At 67.9% G+C, this 16,578-nt stretch carries 15 protein-coding genes; 7 read left to right on the plus strand and 8 right to left on the minus strand.

Annotated features, from left to right (window positions below):
- Positions 1-74: 74 nt before the first annotated feature.
- The 6 genes from OG817_RS05565 to OG817_RS05590 all read left to right on the plus strand — a co-directional run bounded on the left by OG817_RS05565 (position 75) and on the right by OG817_RS05590 (position 6,117).
- A complete protein-coding gene (locus OG817_RS05565) occupies positions 75-1,202 on the plus strand; it encodes an exo-beta-N-acetylmuramidase NamZ domain-containing protein (RefSeq protein ID WP_406052588.1) in 1,128 nt (375 codons plus the stop codon).
- Positions 1,203-1,308: 106 nt separating this feature from the next.
- Positions 1,309-2,295, plus strand: coding sequence for a GNAT family N-acetyltransferase (locus OG817_RS05570; protein WP_406052589.1), 987 nt, complete (start codon positions 1,309-1,311; stop codon positions 2,293-2,295).
- A 1-nt stretch (position 2,296) separates the two neighbouring features.
- The gene (locus OG817_RS05575) at positions 2,297-3,574 is read left to right on the plus strand and encodes an extracellular solute-binding protein (RefSeq protein ID WP_406052591.1); all 1,278 of its coding nucleotides are present in this window, start codon (positions 2,297-2,299) and stop codon (positions 3,572-3,574) included.
- Positions 3,571-4,506, plus strand: coding sequence for a carbohydrate ABC transporter permease (locus OG817_RS05580; RefSeq protein WP_406052593.1), 936 nt, complete (start codon positions 3,571-3,573; stop codon positions 4,504-4,506). Before OG817_RS05575 ends, OG817_RS05580 begins: the two co-directional genes overlap by 4 nt.
- Positions 4,503-5,375 (plus strand): carbohydrate ABC transporter permease, encoded by an 873-nt coding sequence (locus OG817_RS05585; RefSeq protein WP_396393886.1) that lies wholly within the window; start codon positions 4,503-4,505, stop codon positions 5,373-5,375. Before OG817_RS05580 ends, OG817_RS05585 begins: the two co-directional genes overlap by 4 nt.
- Before the next feature lie 10 nt (positions 5,376-5,385).
- Positions 5,386-6,117: a PIG-L deacetylase family protein gene (locus OG817_RS05590; RefSeq protein ID WP_406052594.1), complete on the plus strand. Its 732-nt coding sequence runs from the start codon at positions 5,386-5,388 to the stop codon at positions 6,115-6,117.
- Positions 6,118-6,120: 3 nt separating this feature from the next.
- On the opposite strand, the gene OG817_RS05595 is transcribed toward OG817_RS05590, so the two are convergent.
- From OG817_RS05595 to OG817_RS05605, 3 genes are read right to left on the minus strand one after another with little or no spacing between them, the layout of a single operon-like run.
- Positions 6,121-7,869, minus strand: coding sequence for an FtsX-like permease family protein (locus tag OG817_RS05595; RefSeq protein WP_406052596.1), 1,749 nt, complete (start codon positions 7,867-7,869; stop codon positions 6,121-6,123).
- Complete coding sequence (locus OG817_RS05600; RefSeq protein WP_406052598.1) at positions 7,866-8,597, minus strand: ABC transporter ATP-binding protein; 732 nt, start codon at positions 8,595-8,597, stop codon at positions 7,866-7,868. The genes OG817_RS05595 and OG817_RS05600 overlap by 4 nt, the downstream gene beginning before the upstream one ends.
- Positions 8,594-9,112, minus strand: coding sequence for a PadR family transcriptional regulator (locus OG817_RS05605; protein ID WP_360440415.1), 519 nt, complete (start codon positions 9,110-9,112; stop codon positions 8,594-8,596). Before OG817_RS05605 ends, OG817_RS05600 begins: the two co-directional genes overlap by 4 nt.
- 78 nt (positions 9,113-9,190) lie before the next feature.
- Between OG817_RS05605 and OG817_RS05610 the strand changes: the two genes are divergently transcribed.
- Complete coding sequence (locus OG817_RS05610) at positions 9,191-10,111, plus strand: alpha/beta fold hydrolase (RefSeq protein WP_406052600.1); 921 nt, start codon at positions 9,191-9,193, stop codon at positions 10,109-10,111.
- Here OG817_RS05610 and OG817_RS05615 read toward each other — a convergent pair.
- The 5 genes from OG817_RS05615 to mce form a co-directional block, all read right to left on the minus strand.
- Positions 10,108-11,514: an AI-2E family transporter gene (locus tag OG817_RS05615; protein WP_406052602.1), complete on the minus strand. Its 1,407-nt coding sequence runs from the start codon at positions 11,512-11,514 to the stop codon at positions 10,108-10,110. The genes OG817_RS05610 and OG817_RS05615 overlap by 4 nt on opposite strands.
- Positions 11,511-13,595: a transposase gene (locus OG817_RS05620; protein WP_406052604.1), complete on the minus strand. Its 2,085-nt coding sequence runs from the start codon at positions 13,593-13,595 to the stop codon at positions 11,511-11,513. Before OG817_RS05620 ends, OG817_RS05615 begins: the two co-directional genes overlap by 4 nt.
- A 77-nt stretch (positions 13,596-13,672) precedes the next feature.
- Positions 13,673-15,004, minus strand: coding sequence for a crotonyl-CoA carboxylase/reductase (ccrA, locus tag OG817_RS05625; RefSeq protein ID WP_406052605.1), 1,332 nt, complete (start codon positions 15,002-15,004; stop codon positions 13,673-13,675).
- A 137-nt stretch (positions 15,005-15,141) separates the two neighbouring features.
- Positions 15,142-16,044, minus strand: a complete 903-nt coding sequence (locus tag OG817_RS05630) for an anti-sigma factor RsbA family regulatory protein (protein ID WP_406052607.1) — start codon at positions 16,042-16,044, stop codon at positions 15,142-15,144.
- 99 nt (positions 16,045-16,143) lie between these two features.
- Positions 16,144-16,575, minus strand: coding sequence for a methylmalonyl-CoA epimerase (gene mce, locus OG817_RS05635; RefSeq protein ID WP_406052609.1), 432 nt, complete (start codon positions 16,573-16,575; stop codon positions 16,144-16,146).
- Between the last annotated feature and the right edge of the window lie 3 nt (positions 16,576-16,578).

Raw genomic sequence — 16,578 nt, forward strand, 5'->3', positions numbered from 1 at the left:
TTCAGGCAAACGGTTGTCCGTAATCTATTGACCTTCACCTGAAGGCATCGGTAAGTTTTCAACCCAGTTCCTGCATGATCCACGATCTGGGTTGGTGGTTGGCGATGGCGGTCCGGACCGGCGCGGAGCGTCTGGCCGGGGAACCGGGGCTGGTGGACGACGGCCGCCTCGGATTGATCACGAATTTCACCGGCGTGCTGCCGGATCTGCGACCGACCTCGGTCGCGCTGCTGGAGGCCGGTCTTCCCCTGACCGCGCTCTTCGGTCCCGAGCACGGTCTGCGCGGTACGGCGCAAGCCGGCGAGAGCGAGGTGGAAGGCGTCGACCCGGACACCGGGCTGCCCGTCTTCGACACCTACCGCCGGCACGGTCGTTCCTTGGACGATCTCTTCTCCGGCGTCGACGTGCTCCTGTTCGACATCCAGGACATCGGCACCCGGTTCTACACCTACATCTGGACGATGTACGACTGCCTGAAGGCGGCCGAACGCCTGGGCAAGCCGTTCGTCGTCCTCGACCGGCCGAACCCGCTCGGCGGCGTGCAGGTGGAGGGCCCAGCGCTCCAGCCGGGCTTCGAGAGCTTCGTCGGCCGCGCCCCGATCCCGCTCCGGCACGGCCTGACCGTCGGCGAGCTGGCCCGTCAGTTGGGTGAGGCAACAGTCATCACGATGGACGGCTGGAGCCGCGACTCGTGGGGGACCGGGATGACCTGGGTGCCGCCGTCGCCGAACATGCCGACCCTCGACACCGCCCTCGTCTACCCCGGCACCGGGCTCTTCGAGGGCACGAACCTCAGCGAGGGCCGCGGCACCACGCGGCCGTTCGAGACCATCGGCGCGCCCTTCGTCGACGCCCGGTTCGTCCCGGCGTTGCGCGAGTGCGAGCTGCCCGGCGTCGTGTTCCGCCGTACCTGGTTCGAACCGGTCTTCAGCAAGTACGCCGGTCAGGCGGTGCCTGGGGTCCAGTTGCATGTCGTGGACCGGGCGGCGTACCAGCCGGTGCGGACCGCGCTGGCCATGCTCCGGGTCTTGAACGAGCTCTACCCCACCGACTTCGGTCTGCTGCCCTCGCTCGACAAGCTCTGGGGCTCCGACTCGCTGCGCAAGTCGCTCGAGGCGGGAGCGGACCCGGTAGCCCTGCTGCCCTCGACAACTCTGAGCTGGGCGCGGCCGGATGCGCTGCTCTACGAAGGGACGACCTGATGATCGCTCGTTGGAAGTCGGTGACGGCCTGATGATCGCTCGTTGGAAGTCGGTGATGGCCTGATGATCGCTCGTTGGAAGTCGGTGATGGCCTGATGATCGCTCGTTGGAAGTCGGTGATGGCCTGATGATCCGCTCGTTCGAAGTCGGTGACGGTCCGGCGCTCGCCTCTGTGTGGACCGCCGCGGCGCCGGCGGACCCGATCGGCTACCCGCGGTTCCTCGACCAGTTCCTGCTGGACCGCAACTTCGACCCCGCCGGCCTCAAGGTTGCCGTGCACAACGACCAGGTGGTCGGCGCGGCCTACGCCGTACGGCGGCTGATCGCGGCGGCAGGTGACGACCTCGAACCGGCGAGCGGATGGATCCCGTTCTTCTTCGTGCACCCGGACCATCGGGGCCGGGGTCTCGGCCGGGAGCTGCTGACGGCGGCCATGGACTGGCTGCGCGACCAGGGGCGGTCGGAGGTCTTCTTCTCGTCGTACACCCCGAACTACTTCCTGCCCGGCCTCGACGTGTCCCGCTATCCAGCCGCTCAGCGGCTGACCGCGGCGCTCGGGTTCGAGCGGCAGTACGACGCGGTCGCGATGGACCGGAGCCTGGTCGGGTACGAGATCCCCGCCGAGGTCCGCGACCGGATCAACATGTTGATCAATGATGGATACACGTTCGGAACGCCGACCGGTGATGAGTTGACCACATTGATCAACATTGCCGGGGTTGATTTCAATCCGGACTGGGCGCGAGCGATCCGTGAGGCCGTGGTGGCGGGCATGCCGCTGGACCGGATCGTGGTCGCGCGCGATCCCGGTGGCGGGATCCTCGGCTGGGCGATGCACGGCACCTACGAAGGTGTGATCGATCGCTTCGGGCCGTTCGGCGTACTCCCGGACAGCCGTGGCACCGGGCTCGGCAAGGTGCTCCTGCATCTGACGCTGGAGCGGATGGCCGGCCTCGGCGCGCACAGCGCGTGGTTCCTGTGGACCGGCGAGAAGTCCGCGGCCGGGCAGCTCTATCTGAAGACCGGCTTCACCATCACCCGCACGTTCACCATTCTCCGGGCTTGTCTGGTCCGGTCCGACGGGAAGGACTGATATGCGTATCAGAAAGGGCATCCCGGCCCTGATCGCGGCACTCGGACTCATGGCCACCGGCGCTGCCTGCGGCGGCGGGGACGGATCGGGCGGTGGTGGCAAGGTGCAGCTCACGCTGCTCAGCCACTACGCATCGGATCCGGCCAAGAGTGGGCTGGACAAGATGATCGCGCAGTGGAACAAGGAGAATCCGGACATCCAGGTGAAGTCCGAGGTGGTCAAGTTCGACGATCTCCTGACCACGCTCACGGTCCGGCAGACTGGCGGCCGCGGTGCGGACATCGTCAGCGCCTACGGGCTGTGGGGCGGCCAGTTGGAGAAGGCGAACGTGGTGGCGAAGGTGCCCGACGAGATCGCCCAGAAGATCAAGGCGAGCTACAGCCCGGCTGCCCTCGGCGCGGTCACGACCGGGGACACGCTTCTGGGGTACCCGACCGAGTTCAACACGTACGCGCTGTTCTACAACAAGAAGGTCCTCGCCGCGGCCGGCGTCAGTAAGCCGCCGGCGACCTGGGCCGAGCTCGAGGACGTGGCGAAGAAGGTCGTCAAGCGCGATGCCAACGGCAACGTCCAGGTCGAGGGTCTCAGCCTGATCCAGGACGGCGACAACAAGTCGGCGCACCCGTTCCTGTCCCTGCTCGACTCGGCCGGCGGAACGTTCCTCGGCAAGGACGGCTCACCGCAGTTCAACGACGACGCCGGCAAGTCCGCACTGCAACTCGAGGCCGACCTGGCCGCGGCGAAGGCGACCAACCCGTCGATCTCGCCGACCAAGCAGTTCCGCAGCGGTGGCGTCGCGATGGCGATCCAGGCCGGCTGGTGGCTGGGCAGCCTGAAGACCCAGATGAAGGACAAGTACTCCGACGTCGGTGTCGCCCCGATCCCGGGACCGACCGCGGGCAGCAAGGGATCACTCGCGTACGGCTTCTTCATGGGCGTGAACCAGCGCAGCAAGCACTCCGACGAGGCGTGGAAGTTCCTCAGCTGGCTGAACGAGCACCAGACCGAGGGCGGCGTCACCGAGATGGGCAAGTGGCTGGCCGACCAGGGCCTGATCCCGCCGCGCGCCGCGGACGCAACGACGTACCAGAAGACTCTGACCGACCCGAACTTCAAGCCGATCTACGCGGCGGCGGAGTACGCGATGCCGGAGCCGAACCAGGCTGGTGCCTACGAAGCGAAGACCGCTTTGCACAATGCGATCATGACCGTGCTTGCCAATGGCAAGAGTCCTGACGAGGCGCTGGCGCAGGCGGCCAAGGCAGTCAAGCCGCAATGACGACCGCTGTTCAGGTCCGCACGGCCACGGTGACCGTGGCCAAGCGACCTGCCCTGCATCGCGAGGGACGGGCGGCGTACCTGTTCCTCGCGCCGTCGCTGCTGTTCTTCTGCGTGTTCCTGATCCTGCCGTTCATCTTCGCCGTCGTGCTCGCGTTCTCCGACTGGGGCGGGTTCGACCTCGGCACGATCAAGTTCGCCGGGATCAAGAACTTCTCCGACGTGCTGAGCTTCGACGGCACGTTCGTGAAGCCGATCCTGGTGAACACGCTGCTGTTCGCCTTCGGGTCCGTGGTGATGGCCACGGTCGGCTCGGTGCTGGTTGCCTACTGCATCGACCGGCTCAGCTTCCAGGGGTTCTGGCGTGTGCTGTACTTCCTGCCGGTCGTTGCGACAGTGGTGGCCATCGGCAACGTGTGGAAGATGATGTACCAGCCGGCCGGTCTGATCAACGGCATCCTGAACAAGCTCGGCGTCAACAGCATCGGCTTCCTGTCAGACGCGTCGTACGCGTTGCCGTCGGTGACGGTCGTCCACGCCTGGGCCTCGATCGGGGGCGCCGTACTGATCCTCACCGCGGGGCTGAAGGCGATCCCGGGCATGTACTACGAGGCCGCCGAGGTGGACGGGGCGAACAGTTGGCACATGTTCTGGCAGATCACGCTGCCGTTGCTGCGGCCCTCACTGTTGTTCGTGTTGATCACACAGTTCATTGCCGGCCTGCAGTCGTTCGCATTGATCATTGTCATGACGGGTGACGGTGGACCGGTCAATGCGACCAACGTGGCGGCGTTCGAGATGTACCAGCAGGCGTTCAAGTTCGGCGCCTGGGGGACGGCGAGCGCGATGGCGATGGTGCTGTTCGTGGTCATCTTCGTGATCACGCTGGTGCAGCTGTGGATCGCCCGGCGGCGCGGGGAGGAGACGTCATGAGGCGCCGGCGGTTCCCGTGGTTCTCGTACCTGGTGGTGATCCTGGGCGGCGTCGCGATGGTGATGCCGTTCCTCGACATGCTGATGAGCTCGTTCAAGGGTGCGGGGGAGTACGGCGTGATCCCGTACCAGTTCCTGCCCAAATCCTTCGGGCTGGAGAACTACCAAGCGGCGTTCGACCAGCTCGAGCTCGGGCGGCTGTTCCGCAACAGCGTGATCGTCACGGTCAGCGTGACCGTGAGCGTCCTGGTCACGTCGTCGATGGCGGGCTACGCACTGGCCAAGTTGCGATTCCGCGGCCGCGCGGTGATCTTCCGGTTCATCCTGGCCACGATGATGCTGCCGCCGTTCCTGCTGCTGATCCCGACGTTCCTGATCATGCTGAACTGGCCGTTGGCCGGCGGCAACGACCTCCTCGGCCGCGGCGGCGACGGCGGTCTGACCACCAGCCTGATCGCGCTGATCCTGCCGTTCACGGTGAGCGGGTTCGGCATCTTCCTGATGCGCCAGTTCATGGTGTCGCTGCCGGACGAGATGCTCGAGGCGGCCAAGATCGACGGGGCGAACCAGTGGCAGACCTGGCGCCTGATCGTGCTGCCGCAGACCAAGCCGGTCGCGATCACGCTCGGCCTGATCACGTTCATCGGCCAGTGGAACGAGTACATCTGGACGCTGTTGATCTCGTCGTCCGACCCGTCCCTGCAGACCCTCCCGGTCGGGATCCAGTTGCTGCAGAGCTTCCTCGACCCCGACCGCACGATGCCGATCGTGATGGCCGGCCTGGTGCTCAGCACCCTGCCGGTGCTCGTCGTGTTCCTGCTGTTCCAGAAGTACTACGTGCGAGGCGTCGTACTGAGTGGCCTGAAGTGAGGAGACCCTTGTGACCAAAACAGTGCTCGCCGTCGGGGCGCACATCGGCGACATGGACCTGACCGCCGGTCCGACCCTGGCGAAGCTGGTCCTGGAGGGCGCGAGCGCTACGATCGTCGCGCTCACCCCGGGGGAGCGCGGTCACCCGCGGATGACCCCGTCGGAGTACAAGAAGCAGAAGATCGCCGAGGGCGAGGCTTTCGCCGCCGCGATCGGCGCCGACTTCCTGGTCCTCGACCACAGTGACGGCTTCCTCCCCGACTCCGACGACGTCGCGCTCGAACTCGCCACGATCATCCGCGACAGGCAGCCAGACACGCTCATCGCGCACTGGAAACACAGCATCCACCGCGACCACGAACATGCGTCGAGCCTGGCCGAACGGGCCCGGTTCCTGGCCGGCCTCCCGTCGGACCAGGAGCTCGACGGCATGGAAGGCGCCGTGGGCAAGCTCGCCGCGCTCCCGCGGCACGGCGTCCGCACGGTCCTGCACGCAGAGAACTGGGAGGACATGGAAGGCTTCCAGCCGTCGATGTACGTCCCTATCCCCGACGAGGCCTTCTACCTCTGGGTCTCCGCCATCCGCCATCAGGCCTTCGCCCGCGGCGAGACCTACGGCTTCCGCTACATCGACTACTACACCGCGCTCATGACCACCCGAGGCTGCCTGGCCGGCTATCCCCGAGCCTGCGCCTTCCACACCAATCCCACTCCGGAGATCACCAAACTCGCCGGCCCGTAGACGTCACTCGTAGCGGAGGGCCTCGGCGGCGGGGATGCGGGTGGCGAGGCTGGCGGGGAGGCTCGTGGCGAGGGCGACCAGGAGGATGGTTCCGATCGGGACGAGGGCGAGTGACCACCAGGAGGCGATCACCCGGTCCTCGCTGCTTCCGCCGGCGATTCCGTACACGGTGATGTAGAGCGCGATGCCCACCGGGATCGACACGATGACCGCGACGACGGCGAGCGCGACGTGGGCGCTGATCAGACTCGACGCGATCTGCCGGGGTGTCAGGCCGACGGACTTCAGTACGCCGTACTCGCGGACGCGCTCGCGCACCGAGAGGAGGGCGACCGCGATCAGCGTCGTGACGGTGATCAGGAGGAGTACGGCGTCGAGGGTGTAGACGAGGACGGGCAGCTCACGCGGTACGTCGCTGACCTCGCCGGCGGCGCGGGCGTCGAGGTTCGCCTGCATCGAGAGCGCGAAGACCACGGCCGCGCCGGTGACGACAATCGCACCGGCCAGCCGCGTGGCTCGGTGTCGCCTGGTGACAAGGTCCTTGAGACCGAGCGACAACACGACCGGAAGGGTCGCCCGGCCGACCAAACGCCCGAGGCGTGATCGCGACGCCGGTGCCGCCGAACCGGACTGGATCGCCTGCAGAACAGTGAACCCTGTGCCACGCCGGGCCGACGAGGCGGCGCTGCCGATCAGCACGATCAGCACAGGGCAGGCCGCGACGAGGAGATGCCACGGGTTCATCGCGATCGTTGGCGACCCCACCATTGTCGCGACACTCGACGCGGCCAGCCGTGGCGCAAGCAGTACCCCGATCGCGAAGCCGAGCACCACCGCGACCAGCCCGAGTACGGCGGACTCGAGCGCGAACACCACGGTGATCTGGCGCGGAGTGACGCCGACAGCCTTTAGTAGTCCGATCTCGCGGTGCTGCGCGCCGGCGCGAGCCGTAACCAGGATCGCCACCACCGCGAAGACCACGGCGAGCAAGACGATGGTGTACGTCGTCAGCACGAGCCGAGTGGGCGCTGCCTCTTGCAATGCACTGTCGCGCTGGTCCTGCCATGTTTCGAAGGCGGCGGTGCTCGGCGGCACGGCTCCAGCAGCCCGTACGGCGAAGTCCGGTGCGGCAGCCGGATCGGACAGACGGACGGCCTCGGTCCAGCGCCAGCGACCGGTGTCCGGCTGGACCCGCTCCAGCGTGGCGCGTGATACCCAGGCGAGCCCGGGATTCCGGCGGGGATAGCGCGGCTGGCTCGGCGACACCGCAGTACCGACGACGGTCAGCGCTACCGGGTCACCGGTCGTTGCCAGGCGCAACGTCGTACCGACGGTGAGACCGAGGGCGTCGGCGAAGCTGCGCTCGAGCACGATCCCATCAGCGGGTCGGCCTGCACCGTCGATCGGGATTGCTGTGTTCACGTGTGGCGCGGACGCCTGGCCGGCGAGTTGCAATCGGTCGGTCGTGCCAAGCACGGCGGCGTTGGCGTTCGGGATGGGCTCGTCTCGTTCGGCGACGCCGGGGAGGCTCGCGATCTTGTCCGCATCCGCCTCCGAGGCGACGTTCGCGAGGACGTGGGCGCCGTTGGCCTCGGCGAAGGTCCGCTGCCACGGATCGCGGACAGTCGACCCGACCTCGAGCGCGAGCACGATGGTCGCGGCCGCGGCGGTGCAGAGCAGAATCGTCAGCGCGCTCGCGAGTAGCCGGGAGCGGAGTCCCGCGAACGCGAGCCTGACCAGGGTGAGCGTCATACCGGTCCGCCGGCGTCGAAGGGGAGCGTAACCGGTCGGGCCGATTGCAGCTCGGTGTCGTCGTTCACCAGCCCGTCGCGAAGGGTGATGACCCGATCCGCGGCGGCGGCGACGCGGGTGTCATGGGTCACCAGCAGCAGCGTCTGGCCCCGGTCGCGGGCGGCGCGGAGCAGGGCAAGCACCTCGCGGGACGAGACCGAGTCGAGGTTCCCGGTCGGCTCGTCGCCGAGCAGGATGTCCGGCGTGTTCGCCAAGGCACGGGCGAGGGCGACCCGCTGTTGCTCTCCGCCGGACAGCTGGGACGGCGCGGCGTCGTACTTGTCCTCGAGGCCGAGGTCGTCGAGCAGTCTGCTCGCGGTGTCTCGGGCTTCCTTCCGGTGCCGTCCGACCAGGAGGAGGGGCAGTTCGACGTTCTCGATGGCGGACAGGGTCGGCATCAGGTTGAAGAACTGGAACACGAATCCGACCTTCTGTCGGCGCATCCGCGCCAGCGCAGTCTCGCTCAACTGGTCGATCCGCTCACCGCCGAGCCAGACCTCCCCGGCGGTGACCCGATCGAGTCCGGCCAGCATGTTGAGCAGTGTCGACTTCCCGCACCCACTCGGTCCCACGATCGCGACGAACTCGCCGCTGCTGATCGTGAGATCGATACCGCGGACGGCCAGGACCTGGGTGCCCCCGGTGTCGTACGTCTTCGCGAGCCTTCGTGTCTCCAGCACCGGTGTCATGCCGGCTCCCGTTGCATCGGCAGTCGCTGCTCGATCAGGTCGAGCCACTCCAGGTCGGCCTTCAGGTGCAGGATCGCGCCCTCGGCCAGGAGCTCGGCCGCGGGCCGGGACCCGTCGGCCGCCACCATCGCGTCGAGGTCGCGCAGGGACTGCAGGTACTCGCGCCGCTGCCCGGCGATCAGCGCCTTCGGCTCGGCCAGACCCGCGGACGCGAGAATCACCAGCTTCATGAAGAACTCGTCCTTCAGCCGCGTGCCCGGCACCGGGGTCTCGATCCATCCCGTCAGCGCCGCCCGCCCGGCCGCGGTGAGCTCGTACACCCGCTTGCGCCGGTTGTCGCCTTCGATGCTCTGCCCGACCACCAGCCCATCCCGCTCGAGCCGCGCCAGCGTCGAGTAGATCTGCCCGGCGTTCAGCGCGGGCAGCAGCTCCCCGAACTCCTGCTCGAGGGCTTGCTTGATCTCGTACCCGTACCGGCTCTCGTCAGCCAGCAACGCAAGAAACAACGACCGCATAGATAGCAAGAATATATACCCGCTACCTATCTGTCCAGACCCCGCTCGTGGACTACATTCCGACAGGTTGATCGAGCTGTGGAGGGATCGTTGGGTACGTCGGACAAGGTGGCGGTTGCGTTCGAGGCACTCGTCGACGGGGAATGTGAGCGGCGTGAGCTCGACCGGGGCGGTCGGGTGCTGCGGTGGCTCGAGGCGGGTGACGGGCCGACTGTCTTGTTCGAGGCCGGCGCGATGTCGCCGGCAGCTGGGTTCGCGGCGGTCTTCAACGCGCTCGCTCCTGACTATCGGGTGATCGTCTACGACCGAGCCGGGTACGGCGCCAGTGGTCCGGCGCCGCTCAGCCTGGATCTGCAGCTTGGTGATCTGCTGGTCGTGCTCGAGGCGGTTGGCCCGGGCGTTGTCGTCGGGCACAGCTGGGGTGGTCTGTTGGCACAACTGGCCACCTGGGCGCGGCCCGAACTGGTCGGCGGCCTGGTGCTGCTCGACCCGTCACACGAGACCTTCTGGTCGGAGCTCCTCGGTGGAGACGGTCGCGCGGAGGTAGGCCGGCACCCGAGCCGGACCGTGTCGGTGAGTGAGGATCCGCGCAGTGCGGATGTGCTGAAGTTCGGTCGCGAACTGGCCAGTGACGTCGCCCGTAGCGTCGGAGGCGATGAGCGCCTCCAGGGTCTGCTGATCGAGGCGTGCCTGTCCTACCTGGAGACGGACGAGCAGCTGTTCACGTACCTCGACGAGTTCCCGATGATCCTCGACCACGTCGACGACCTGGCCGCCCGCCGTATGCAGGGTGTCTGGCCGGAGCTACCGGTTGTGGTGCTCACGGCCACCAAGGGCAGACCCCCGGACAGCACCGAGCAAGTCACCACGGTCCTGGACGATCTGGTTGCCGCAGTCAACGGTCGCCACACCGTGGTCCCCGACTCCGGCCACTACATTCACCTCGACCGCCCGGACCTCGTCGTACAGGCGGTCAGAGACGTAACCTCCGGCGCTTAGGAATCGTCGGCCTTGCGGACCCAGACCTCTCGGATGATGAGGAGGATGGCGGCGGCGGAGGGGATGGCCAGGAGGGCGCCCACTACGCCTAGGAGGGCGCCGCCGATGAGGGCGGCGATGACGGTGACGGCGCCGGGGATGTCGACGGCTCGGCGCATGATGCGCGGGGCGATGACGTAGTTCTCGATCTGCTGGTAGATGATCCCGTACGCGAGACAGGCGACGCCGGTCCACAGGCTGTCGGTGAAGCCGATCAGGGAGACGAGGACGACGCCGATCAGGCCGCCGACCATCGGGATGAACGCGGTGAACATGACCACGATCGCCAGCGCCACGGCGTACTCGCGCAGACCGACGATCTCCAGGAACACGAACATGCAGAAGCCCGCGCAGAGGGCGACCGTGAACTGGCCGCTGACGTAGCCGCCGACCCGGGCCAGCACCTCGTCGCCGAGGATCGAGACGCGAGTACGCCGGGTCCGCGGGACCAGGCTGTACGCCGCGCGCTTGACCGACGGGAGCGAGGCGAGGAAGTACAGCGTCAGGATCAGGATCGTGAACGTGTTGAACAGCGCGTTCGCGACCACCTTGCCGACACCGAGGATGCCGCCGAACGCGCGCTGCGCCAGGGCCGGGTCCTGGATGTAGTCCTTGGCCTTCTGGACGTAGTGGTAGCGGTTGTCGAGTTCGTCCAGCGTCTTCGACTTCTGCACCAGGTCGAGCCACTGGGGTGCGTTCCTGATCAGGCTGTCGATCTGGTCGGTGACCACCGGCACGATCGCGAACCCGACGCCGGCGACCGCGAGGATCATCAGCAGGAACACGACGGCGACGGACAGACCGCGCTTCAGGCCGCGGCGCATGAACCACTCGACCAGCGGGTTCAGCCCGACGGCGATGAACATCGAGACCAGCAGCAGGATCAGGACCGAGCTGGCCCGGCCGGCCGCGTTCCACAAACCCCAGGCGACCAGTACGCCGAGTGCCGCGAAGAACCCGAACATGAACGGGCTCGAGCGCCGCAACGGCGGACCGGGCAGGCCCATGCCGACGTCCGGGTGCCGCTCTTCGATCAGCAGTTCGTTGGCGAGATCGTCGTCCGCCTTGTCGGCCGGAGCCTTGGCATCCTCCGCCGACTCCGCAGCCTCTCCAGCCGCCTCACCCGCCTTGTCGGCGGACTCGTCGGCCTTGTCCGCAGACTCATCGGCTTTGTCAGCTGACTCGCCTGCTGCGTCGGCTGATCCGTTCGCCTGCTCGGCGGACTTTGCTGCCACGTCGGCGGAGTGGTCGGCTTTGTCCGCGGCCTGTTCTGCTTCGGCGGCGGCCTCCTGCGCTTCGCGGGTTGCCTCGGCGAGGTCCCGGTCGGGGGTTGTGGTGGAGGTGTCGTCGCCGGCTGGCGTCACGTCGTCTTGTCCTTCGGGGATCGCGAGCCCGTCTTGGCCTCGTCGGTCTTCTTCTCGTCGGCCGAGCCGTTCGGCCGGGCCTGCGTCTGAGTCTGAGTCTGAGTCTCCTCCGACACCAGGTCATCCAGCCTGAACTCGTCGATCTTCGTCGAGTCCGCCGGCTCGTCGTCGTCCGCCTTCGAATCGTCGGCCTTCGAATCGGTCGCCTTGGAATCGGCGTCTGTCGAGTCGGAACCCTTCGAGTCGGAACCCTTTGAGTCGGACCCCTTCGAGCCAGCAGGCTTCGAATCGGCAGCCTTGGAGTCGGCAGCCTTCGAGTCGTCGTCGGCCGACGCCGTGGACGCCTTGGACGACGCAGACCGGGAGGACGCGCGAGAGGTCGACGCGCCGGAGGTCGACGACCCTGAGTTCGACGCAGCCGAGGTGGACGCGGCAGGAGTGGTTGACGCGGACGTGGACGACGTGGGGGAGTCGGACTCGTCGGCCGGGCCGCCGGCGGTCTTGCTCACCAGGTCGTCGGTGTCCTTCGGGTCGACCCGCAGGGCGGTGTCGATGCGCGTCTCGTCGACCCGTGCGTCACCCGCACCCAGCCCGACGAACGGGCTCGCCCCGGTGAACGGTCCCTCTACACCCTCGTCGTACGACGCCTCACCCGACGCCGGCGCAGACGTCGCGAACGGGCTGCCGCCCTTGGGCGCGAACGGGCTCTCGCTCTTCGGCGCGAACGGGCTGTCGTCCTTCGGCGCAAACGGGGCGTCGTCCTTCGCAGCGAAGGGGCTCTCGTCCTTCGCAGCGATCGGGCCGGCAGTCGACGGGGCGTCGAACGGGCTCGGGGCGGGTGCCTCCGGCGGTGCCGCGAACGGGCTGGGCGCCGGGGCGTTGTGCGCCCCGGACAGCGGGTTGCTCGACGACCCGCCCGGCGGGTTGCTGGACGGCCCGCTCAGCGGGTTCGGCGACTCCGCCTGCTGGCGGTTGAAGGGGCTGACGTACGTCGGGGCCGCGGTCTCGGAGTCGAGTTCGGCAGCCTGGCGGGCGATGTTGCTGGCGATCTCGTTCAGACCCGCGATCTGGGTCAGGATGCCGTCGCGGCGCTTCGCGAGCCGCTCGGTCTCCCGGGCGACGATCGTGCGCGACCGCTCCGCCTCGTCCGCGGCGTTCGCGAGCTCCGACTCGGAGCGGGTCCGGGCGGTGGTCAGCAACTGCTCGGCCTCGCGCCGCGCCCGGGTGATGGTCCGCTCGGCCGACTCCTCGGCCTCGGCGCGGATCTTGCGGGCCTGCTCGGTCGCCTCCGCCACGCGGCGCTCGGAGGCCTCGGCGGCCTCGCGCATCTGGGTGGTGAGGTTCTCGGTGTCGGCCGCGATCTGCTGGTGCTTGTCGGCGAGCTCCTTGGCCTGCTGCTCACGCTCGTCGGCGAGCCGGGCCCGCAGTGCGGCGGACTCGCGCTGGATCGCCGTCCGGATCTTCTCCGCCTCGTGCAGGGCACCGTTCTTCAGCGTGCTGGCCTGCGACTCGGCGGTCAGCTGCAGCTGCTCGGCCTTGCGGCGCGCGGCCTGCAGGACCTCGGAGCCCTCGGTCTCCGCGGTACGGCGCAGCTCGGTGGCATCGCCCTCGGCGGTCCGGCGCAGGCTGTCGGCCTCGTTCAGCGCGACCGAGCGGATGTCCTCGGCCTCGCGGTCACCGGTCGCCCGGGCCGCCGTGGCCTCCTTGGCTGCCGTGCTGCGCAGCTCCTCGGCCTCGCGGCGGGCTTCCTCGAGCGCCTCGGACGCCTGGTCCTGGGCGAGCCGGAGGATCTGCGCGGCCCGGTCGCCGAGTCCGGCGTACGACGGGTTGGCGCTGGCGTCGAGCTGACGCCGGGTCTCCTCCAGTTGCCGCTGCATCGGCGCGACACTGCCCTGGAGCTCATCGGCTCTGTTACGGGCCTCGACGAGTTGCATCTCCAGCGCGCGGACATAGTCGTCCACGGCCTGCTTGTCGTACCCACGTCGACTGACCGGGAAGCCCCCGGCCGCTGTCGCCGTACGGTCGAAAAATGGCAGGCTCGACTCGTCAGGCATTCCCGAGATTCCCTTCTGGCGGCTCACTGAATCCCCCACCTTAAGCCTGTCAGAACTCGGGCGTAACCAGCCAATCGGGCCCCTGGGACGACCCGGCCCAACCGTTACCTGTTACGGAAGCGATTGATGGCGGCCTCATGCTCGGCCCGCAGCGACGGATTACGGACGCCGAGGCCCTCGCTCGGGGCCAGGGTAAGTACGCCGACCTTGCCCTGGTGCAGGTTGCGATGGACGTCGTACGCCGCCTGGGCGGTGTCCTCGAGCGGATAGACCTTGCTGACCGTCGGGTGGACCATGCCCTTGGCAATCAACCGGTTCGCCTCCCAGGCCTCCCGGTAGTTGGCGAAGTGAGAGCCGATGATCCGCTTCAGGTTCATCCACAGGTACCGGTTGTCGTACTCGTGCATGAAGCCGGACGTCGACGCACACGTCACGATCGTCCCGCCGCGCCGGGCGACGTACACCGATGCCCCGAACGTCTCCCGCCCCGGGTGCTCGAACACGATGTCGGGATCGTCGCCACCGGTGAGCTCACGGATCCGGGCCCCGAACCGCTTCCACTCCTTCTGGTCCTGCGTCGTCTCGTCGGCCCAGAACTTGTACCCCTCGGCCGACCGGTCGATGATCAGCGACGCCCCCATCGCCCGGCAGATCTCCGCCTTCTCCGGCGACGACACCACGCACACCGGGATGGCCCCACCGTTCAGCGCGAACTGCGTCGCGTAGGAACCCAGCCCGCCCGATGCACCCCAGATCAGTACGACGTCGCCCTGCTTCAGGTCGGCACCGTTCGCGGACACGAGCTGCCGGTACGCCGTGCTGTTCACCAGACCCGGCGACGCGGCCTCCTCCCAGGTGAGGTGCTCCGGCTTCGGCATCAGCTGGTTCGACTTCACCAGCGCGAGCTCGGCCAGACCGCCGAAGTTCGTCTCGAAGCCCCAGATGCGCTGCTCGGAGTCGAGCATCGTGTCGTTGTGCCCGTCGGGCGACTCGAGCTCGACCGACAGGCAGTGTGCGACCACCTCGTCGCCCGGCTTCCACGCGTTCACGCCGGGCCCGGTCCGCAGTACGACGCCGGCCAGGTCCGAACCGACCACGTGGTACGGCAGGTCGTGGCGGGCCGTCAGCGGGGACAGCTTCCCGTACCGCTTCAGGAACGCGAATGTCGACACCGGCTCGAAGATCGACGTCCACACGGTGTTGTAGTTGATCGCGCTCGCCATCACCGCGACCAGCGCCTCACCCGGCCCGAGCTCGGGCGTCGGCACGTCGTCCAGGTGCAGGCTCTTGCGCGGATCCTTCTCCTTGCTGTCCAGACCCTCGAACATCGTCGCCTCGTCGGCGTGCACGGTGATGCCGCGGTAGTGGTCCGGTACGTCGAGTTCGCCAACGGCCGTGGTGTCACCGGACAGAATCGCTTCGAGGATCTGCTTCACGTCGTACCTCCTGCAGCGGCGGTCTGGGTGAGCGGAACTTACCGCTGAGTATGCACGTCTGGCTGTGCCTTGTAACACAGGCACGGGCCGGTGAGACGACCGTCACTTTTGCAGTCCACCGTTGTCAGTGGTCTTATTCAGCGCAGGCGCGTGGAGAGCCGCACCTGGGTGAAGTCGTCGCCCGACCGCAGCTGCACCAGATCGCACAGCTGGTTCGCGAGCCACACGCCCCGGCCGCCGAGTTCGTCGAGTGGCGGCAGCACGCGTCCGACCAGCAGGTCGTCGATCCGTCCCTGGTCCGCGACGTCGCAGACCAGGGAGCCGTCCTCGATCCAGACAGACAACGTCCCGCTGCCGCCGCCGAACAGGATGCTGTTCGTGCAGATCTCGTGCAGCGCCAGCTCCAGGTCGTCCGTCCGATCCCGCGACACCCCGTGCGACAAAGCCCGCGCAGTGACCCATTGCCGGATCTGCGCAAGCTCGCCGCGTCCGAACTCCCACCGCTCGGCCCGATCCGGTACGTCGGGCAGCGCGGTGCGGAATGTCTTCTCTGCAAGGCCTTCCGGCACCGAGTGGGTCACCGTCGGATCGATCCCGACGGCCGCATCGTACGGACAGCGCAACCGGAAGCCGACGGCGTCGGCGAAGGCCACCGACAGCAGAGCCTCGTGCAGCAAGGCTTCCTCGTACTCCGCTGCCGTCCGGCCCGCGCACGCCGGTTCACCGAGCCCACGGACCGCTCGGCCAGGATGCTGGTCGAGGATGTCGCGCCAGAACGGAATGATCCGCGCGGGATTGTGGCCGGCGACTGTCATATCGATAAAACGCACCTGGTCGGCCGCCTCGCCGAGCGCCTGGCGCAGCTCGGCGATCCGCTCCGGGGGCAGTGCGACCACGACCTTCTCACCGGCAGCCAGGCCGTCACGGACGTACGGCGCCGCGGAAAGCACGAACTCCTCGCCAGAGGTATAGACGAAGGCGTCGTGCCGGAACCCCGCGTGCGCACCGCCCAGAGAGTCGGTGGCGCTGTCCTTCAGCACCCGCTCAGCCTAGTCCGCCGATCGCAACCGAGGAGCGCGTCGAGGCGCGCCGTCACCCGGTGTTCGAGACCCGTAACAGACCGGTCGTGAAGGCCGGGTTCAGGCCGGCTCGACGAGCTCGACCAGCACGCCGCCGGCCGAGCGCGGATGGATGAAGTTCACCCGCGAACCGGCGGTGCCACGGCGCGGCTCGTCGTACAGGAGTTCGGCGCCGCGCTCGCGCAGGGTCGCCGAGACCGCGTCGAGGTCGCTGACCCGGTAGGCGAGTTGCTGGATGCCCGGCCCGCGCTGGTCCAGGAACTTCGCGATCGGTGACGAGTCCGACAGCGGTGCGAGCAACTGGATCGACGAACCCGAGTCGCCGACCGACAGCATGGCCTCGCGCACGCCCTGCTCCTCGTTGATCTCCTCGTGCGCGACCGTCATGCCGAACACCTCGGCGTAGAACCGGACCGCCTCGTCGAAGTCGGCCACGGCAACACCCACGTGGTCGATCGCATCGAACAAGGTCCCGGTGACGGTGCTCTCCATAGC

Source organism: Kribbella sp. NBC_00889, from assembly GCF_045207705.1.
In the GTDB taxonomy this organism is placed as follows: Bacteria; Actinomycetota; Actinomycetes; order Propionibacteriales; family Kribbellaceae; genus Kribbella.

Bases quoted from the DNA above. Each gene is read 5' to 3' on its own strand.
- mce (WP_406052609.1), bottom strand. From the start codon at position 16,575: ATGGAGAGCACCGTCACCGGGACCTTGTTCGATGCGATCGACCACGTG.
- OG817_RS05580 (WP_406052593.1), top strand. From the start codon at position 3,571: ATGACGACCGCTGTTCAGGTCCGCACGGCCACGGTGACCGTGGCCAAG.
- OG817_RS05575 (WP_406052591.1), top strand. From the start codon at position 2,297: ATGCGTATCAGAAAGGGCATCCCGGCCCTGATCGCGGCACTCGGACTC.
- OG817_RS05565 (WP_406052588.1), top strand. From the start codon at position 75: ATGATCCACGATCTGGGTTGGTGGTTGGCGATGGCGGTCCGGACCGGC.
- OG817_RS05600 (WP_406052598.1), bottom strand. From the start codon at position 8,597: ATGACACCGGTGCTGGAGACACGAAGGCTCGCGAAGACGTACGACACC.
- OG817_RS05595 (WP_406052596.1), bottom strand. From the start codon at position 7,869: ATGACGCTCACCCTGGTCAGGCTCGCGTTCGCGGGACTCCGCTCCCGG.
- OG817_RS05605 (WP_360440415.1), bottom strand. From the start codon at position 9,112: ATGCGGTCGTTGTTTCTTGCGTTGCTGGCTGACGAGAGCCGGTACGGG.
- OG817_RS05585 (WP_396393886.1), top strand. From the start codon at position 4,503: ATGAGGCGCCGGCGGTTCCCGTGGTTCTCGTACCTGGTGGTGATCCTG.